Below are 5,518 nucleotides of genomic sequence, written 5' to 3'. Positions count from 1 at the left end.
GTAGTAATACCGATGCGCGCCATGCCCGCGCGCCATGACCAACGGTTGTAATCCCAATGCACGCCAATGCCTGCGCGACGACCAACGGTCGCAATCGCAATGCGCGCGAATGCAGGCGCGTCGTGACCAACGATCGTAATCGCGGGCGGGAGGGCAGCCGAGCATGGCTCGGCTCTACCTTGGGGTTCGYGCGCCTTGATGGGTCACGAGCGTTGATCGTGGCGCGCCGGACTGCGCGTGCATCGGTAGAGCCGAGCCATGCTCGGCTGCCTTTCCCTCAGAACCCCAGCGCCACACCCGGCAGCAGCGGCTGCAGCTGTTCGCGGAACAGGGCCTTGATGCGCTCCAGCGCGGCTTCGTCATCGGCCTCGAAGCGCAGCACCAGCACCGGGGTGGTGTTGGACGCGCGCAGCAGGCCCCAGCCGTCCGGGAAATCGGCGCGCAGACCGTCGATGGTGGCCAGGCGCGCGCCGGCGAACGGCGAGTCCTCCACCTGCGCGGCCGACACGAACAGCGACACCAGCGCGTGCGGGGTGCCTGATTCCACCGGCACCTTCAGCTCCGGGGTAGACACCGCGTCGGGTAGTTCCTCGAAGATCTCCGACGGCGTCTCCTCGCGCTGGGCCAGGATTTCCAGCAGCCGCGCGGCCGCGTACAGGCCATCGTCGAAACCGAACCAGCGCTCCTTGAAGAAGAAGTGCCCGCTCATCTCGCCGGCCAGCTCGGCATCGGTTTCGCGCATCTTCGCCTTCATCAGCGAGTGCCCGGTCTTCCACATCAACGGGCTGCCGCCGTTGCGCAGCACGTAATCGGACAGCTTGCCGCTGCACTTCACGTCGTAGATCACCAGCGCGCCCGGGTTGCGCATCAGCACATCGGCGGCGAACAACATCAACAGCCGGTCGGCGTAGATGATCTTGCCCTCGCGGGTGACCACGCCCAGGCGGTCGCCATCGCCGTCGAAGGCCAGGCCGATATCCGCATCGAAACGCTTCACCGTCTGGATCAGATCTTCCAGGTTGTGCGGGTCGCTAGGGTCCGGATGATGATTGGGGAACGTGCCATCCACATCGCAGTACAGCGGAATGACCTCGGCCCCGATCGCCTCCAGCAGCGGCTGCGCCAGTTCACCGGCCACGCCGTTGCCGGCGTCGGCCACCACCTTCAGCGGACGGTCCAGCTGCACGTCATCGGCGATGCGCTGGATGTAATCGGCGTTGACCTCGCGCTGCTGCAGGCTGCCCGGCTCGGCGGCCACATGCAGCTGGCCGTCGCGGATGCGCTGGTACAGCTCGGTGATGGCATCGCCGGACAGCGTCTCGCCGCCGACCACGATCTTGAAGCCGTTGTAGTCCGCCGGATTGTGGCTGCCGGTCACCGCCACGCAGCTGCCCGCGCGCAGGTGGTAGCTGGCGAAGTACACCACCGGCGTCGGCGCCAGACCGATATCGATCACATCGCAGCCGGCACGGCGCAGGCCTTCGATCAGCGCGCCGGTGAGTTCCGGACCGGACAAGCGGCCATCACGGCCGACCACGATCTCGCGCAGGCCTTCCACCTGCATCACCGAGCCGATCGCCTGGCCGATCAGCGCGGCCACCTGCGGGGTCAGCTCACGCCCGACCACACCACGGATGTCATAAGCCCGGAAGATATCGGCCGGCACGTCCTGGCCCACCACGCCGGGCATCGGCGGCGGCGCGCCTTCGGCCACGGCCGGCACCACCGCCAGCGGAATCTGGTCCAGGCTTTCGCGCAGGGTGGGGCCCTCTTCCACGTCGGCCTCCTTGGACGCGCGGCGACGCGGCAACGGCACCCTGCCCTTGCCGAACTGCAGCATCGCGGCGATCGCCAGCAGCAGCACCGCCACGATCGCACTGGGAATGCCACCCAAACCAAGCGGGCCCGGTTCGATATCCGGCACGGCCGCCGCCAGGCGCAGCCCGCTCTTGCCGAGCGGACGGGCCAGCGCCTCGGCGCCGTCGGCCAGCGCGACGCTGCCCTGTTCGATCACGTTGTGGTTGCCCTGGCGCAGCGCCAGGTAGCCTTCATCGGGCACGCGCACCTGGTCGAAGGTGGCGGTCAGGCGCAGCAGCGGCTGGCGCACGTACACCAGCGCCGGCCCCTGCGTACCCAGCACCACCGGCGCGGCCAGGCCCAGGCGCTGGCCGCCGGCATCGCGCACCACACGGGCCACCACGCTGTCTCCGGCATTGGCCGCTTCCAGCAGGGCCAGGCGCGAGTAGCCAAACGCCTTCGGATCGGCATAGGCCTGATCCAGGGTGGCCAGCAGCACCTGCACGTCTTCGGTACCCGGCCAGCCTTCGCGGATGGCCACGGCGGTCGCTTCGGCATCGCTATTGGCCAGTGCCGTGGTGACCCGCTCGCTCTTGACCAGCTTGCGCAGCTGCGCCAACTGGCCGTTCAGCGCCGCATCCACCCCGGTGACGATTTCATCGCGCGACTGCTCCAGCGACGTGCCCACCGAGGCCTGCCGCCATTGCCGCACCGCACTCCAGCCGAACCACAGCCCCAGCAGCACCAGCGCGGCCACCAACAGCGGGCCGGTGCGCTTGCTTGCCAATCGCGGTTGTCCATCCGCCGTTGCCTTGCTCATGAACACTTCCCCCTGTCAGCGCACCCCGGTATGGCCGAATCCACCCGTTCCCCTGGCGCTGTCGGTGAAAGTATCCACTACCTGCAGGCTCACGCGTGCAATCGGCAACACAACCAGCTGCGCGATGCGGTCACCCGGCTGCAGCGTGAAGGGCTCGCGGCCACGGTTCCACGCGCTGATCAGCAGCGGGCYCTGGTAATCGGCGTCGATCAGCCCGGTGCCGTTGCCCAGCACGATGCCGTGGCGATGGCCCAGCCCGGAGCGCGGCAGCACCACGGCGGCCAGGTTCGGGTCGGCGATGTGGATGGCGATACCGCTGGGAATCAGCGCGGTATCGCCCGGCTGCAGGGTGAGCTCGGTCTCCAGCGCCGCGCGCAGGTCCAGCCCGGCGCTGTGCTCGGTGGCGTAGGCCGGCAGCGGCCAGGTATCGCCGAAGCGCGGGTCGAGCAGCTTGACCTGCAACGGCTGAAGGGTGGAATCAACGCTCATGCGTGCAACCTCTGGGCAATCAGGGACAACAGTTGTTCGGCCAGCAGCGCCTTGGAGGTGCCGGGGAACACCTGTTCGCCGCCCTGCCAGTAGGCCGTGGCCGCGTTTTCATCGCTTTCAAAACCGCCGGTGGCGATACCCACCTGGTTGGCAATCACCAGGTCCAGGCGCTTGTCCACCAGCTTGCCGCGCGCGTACTTCTCCACATCATGGGTTTCGGCGGCAAAGCCGACCACCAGCTTCAGCGCGTTGGTCTGCGCAGCCACCTCGGCCAGGATGTCCGGTGTACGCACCAGCTCCAGCGTGAGGGTCTGGGTGCCGGCGGTCTTCTTCAATTTCTGCGGGGCCACCTGGCGCGGGGTGTAATCGGACACTGCGGCCGCGCCTATATAGATGTCGGCCGGCAGCGCGCCCAGCACCGCCTCGCGCATCTGCGCGGCCGAGCGCACGTCCACCCGCTGCACCCCGGCCGGGGTGGGCAGCTGCACCGGGCCACTCACCAGCACCACCTGCGCGCCTTGGCGCACGGCCGCGGCAGCCAGCGCATAGCCCATCTTGCCGCTGCTGCGGTTGCCCACGTAGCGCACCGGGTCCAGGTCTTCATAAGTGGGGCCGGCGCTGATGACCACGCGCAGGCCCTTGAGTTGCTGCTCGGGCGCGGCGTCGCCACCGGCCGGCGCCTGCAGCGCGGCCAGTGCCGCAACAATCGCATTGGGTTCGGTAAGCCGGCCCGGGCCGGATTCGCCTTCGGCCAGCGGGCCGTCTTCCGGCCCGATCACCTGCGCGCCGCGCTGGCGCAGCAGGCTGATGTTGGCCTGCGTGGCCGGGTGCTGCCACATGCGGTGGTTCATGGCCGGGCACACGGTAAGCGGCGCGGTGGTGGCCAGGCACAGCGTGGTGACCAGGTCATCGGCGTTGCCGTGGGCCAGCCGGGCCAGCAGATCGGCGGTGGCCGGGGCCACCACGATGCGATCGGCCCAGCGGGCCAGCTCGATGTGGCTCATGGCCTGCTCGGCGGCGCTGTCCCACAGGGTGGTGCGGGTGGGCTGGCCGGACAGGGCCTGGAAGCTCAGCGGAGTGACGAACTGCTGGGCCCCGGCAGTCATGGCGACCTGCACCTGGGCCCCGGCATCGCGCAGGCGACGCACCAGTTCCAGCGACTTGTAGGCGGCGATGCCGCCCCCTACGCACAACAACAGCTTCTGGCCTTGCAGCGGGCGCGCGGACGCCGGAGAAGCCTGGGGGGAGTCAGCCACCTGCGAATTTCCTGTCGAACTGAGGCGATTAGCTTACCTGATGGGGTGTGGGCGGCTCATGCCTCAGGGGCATGAGGGGGGTGTTTTTGGTCATGAAGAGCTGAGCTGCCTCTCTATGACTGCTGGCTGCTGTCAGTAGATGAACTGCCTGCGCCAGGGTGCCGACCAAGGGATGTGAGCCCCGTGGTTTTAGTCGTTAAAAAAGGATGCTTTAATAACGTCCGCAGCTGGGAAAGATTTCTTTCGCAGCTGAAACCGTATCTAAAGGAACCTTTGTCATGCCACGCATCACTGGGACCTACGCCACAACCGCCGTTGGCGGCGAGAACGTTCGCGCGTTCGTACCTCACGCCCTCCCGCCCGGTGATCCCGTGCTTTCCCCAACCGCCTACGTCGAACAGAACGCCCGCGCCGAGGTGGCGCTGACGCGGTTGTCCGGCATGGCCGGGCTGGTGGCCTCCAGCAACTGGCTGATCTATGCCGCCATTCGTAAGGAGGCCTTGCTTACCTCGCAGCTGGAAGGCACCCAGGCCACCTTGACCGACGTGCTGGATGAGGAAGCCGGTATGACGGTGACCAACGCCCAGGATGTGGAAGAGGTTACGAACTACCTGCTGGCATTCAACTACGCGCGCGAGCAGCTGCGCAGCCCTACCGGTCTGCCGGTATCACTACGGCTGCTGACCGAATCCCACCGGATGCTGATGACGGGCGTGCGTGGCGCCACCAAGCAACCTGGTGCCGTGCGCACTACACAGAACTGGATAGGGGGAAGCCGGCCAGGCAATGCGAGTTTCGTTCCGCCGCCCGCTCAGGAAGTGGGGCCCGCGCTGAGCGCGCTGGAGCGCTATATCCACCAGCCAGAGCACGCGTTGCCGCCCTTGGTGCGCGTGGCCTTGGTGCATGCGCAATTCGAAACCATCCATCCCTTCCTGGACGGCAACGGCCGCATTGGGCGCCTGCTCATCGCCATGCTGTTGGAAGAGTGGAAGCTGATGCCCGAGCCGTTGCTGTATGTGTCTGGTTACCTCAAACGACACCAGCGGGTGTACTACGACCGGCTTTCCGCCATTCGGAAGGACGGTGACTGGGAAGGCTGGGTGAGCTTCTTCCTGGAGGCCGTGGAGGCCGCTGCCGACGAGGCGCAAAGCAGCAT

Annotated in this window: 4 protein-coding genes; 1 reads left to right on the top strand and 3 read right to left on the bottom strand. The window is 67.4% G+C overall.

What is annotated here, in order from left to right; genetic code table 11:
* Window positions 1-277: 277 nt before the first annotated feature.
* Genes ACXJKH_RS13445 through coaBC form a run of 3 tightly spaced genes read right to left on the bottom strand, consistent with a single transcriptional unit; the run spans window position 278 to window position 4,362 of the window.
* Window positions 278-2,617, bottom strand: coding sequence for a phosphomannomutase/phosphoglucomutase (locus tag ACXJKH_RS13445; RefSeq protein WP_457319970.1), 2,340 nt, complete (start codon window positions 2,615-2,617; stop codon window positions 278-280).
* Window positions 2,618-2,632: 15 nt separating this feature from the next.
* Complete coding sequence (gene dut, locus ACXJKH_RS13440) at window positions 2,633-3,106, bottom strand: dUTP diphosphatase (protein ID WP_457319968.1); 474 nt, start codon at window positions 3,104-3,106, stop codon at window positions 2,633-2,635.
* Entirely contained in the window at window positions 3,103-4,362 is a 1,260-nt protein-coding gene (coaBC, locus tag ACXJKH_RS13435; protein ID WP_457319966.1) for a bifunctional phosphopantothenoylcysteine decarboxylase/phosphopantothenate--cysteine ligase CoaBC, read from the bottom strand. Before coaBC ends, dut begins: the two co-directional genes overlap by 4 nt.
* A gap of 278 nt (window positions 4,363-4,640) precedes the next feature.
* Between coaBC and ACXJKH_RS13430 the strand changes: the two genes are divergently transcribed.
* On the top strand, window positions 4,641-5,518 hold an 878-nt coding region (locus tag ACXJKH_RS13430; protein WP_457319964.1), incomplete at its 3' end, for a Fic family protein.

It is taken from the genome of Stenotrophomonas sp. P5_B8, from assembly GCF_054049855.1.
Note: the sequence above shows the minus strand (reverse complement) of the source record. Positions and strands in the feature narration are given on the sequence as shown.

What these genes read in the sequence shown, in the direction of transcription:
- ACXJKH_RS13445 (WP_457319970.1), bottom strand. Translation starts at nt 2,617, where the DNA reads ATGAGCAAGGCAACGGCGGATGGACAACCGCGATTGGCAAGCAAGCGC.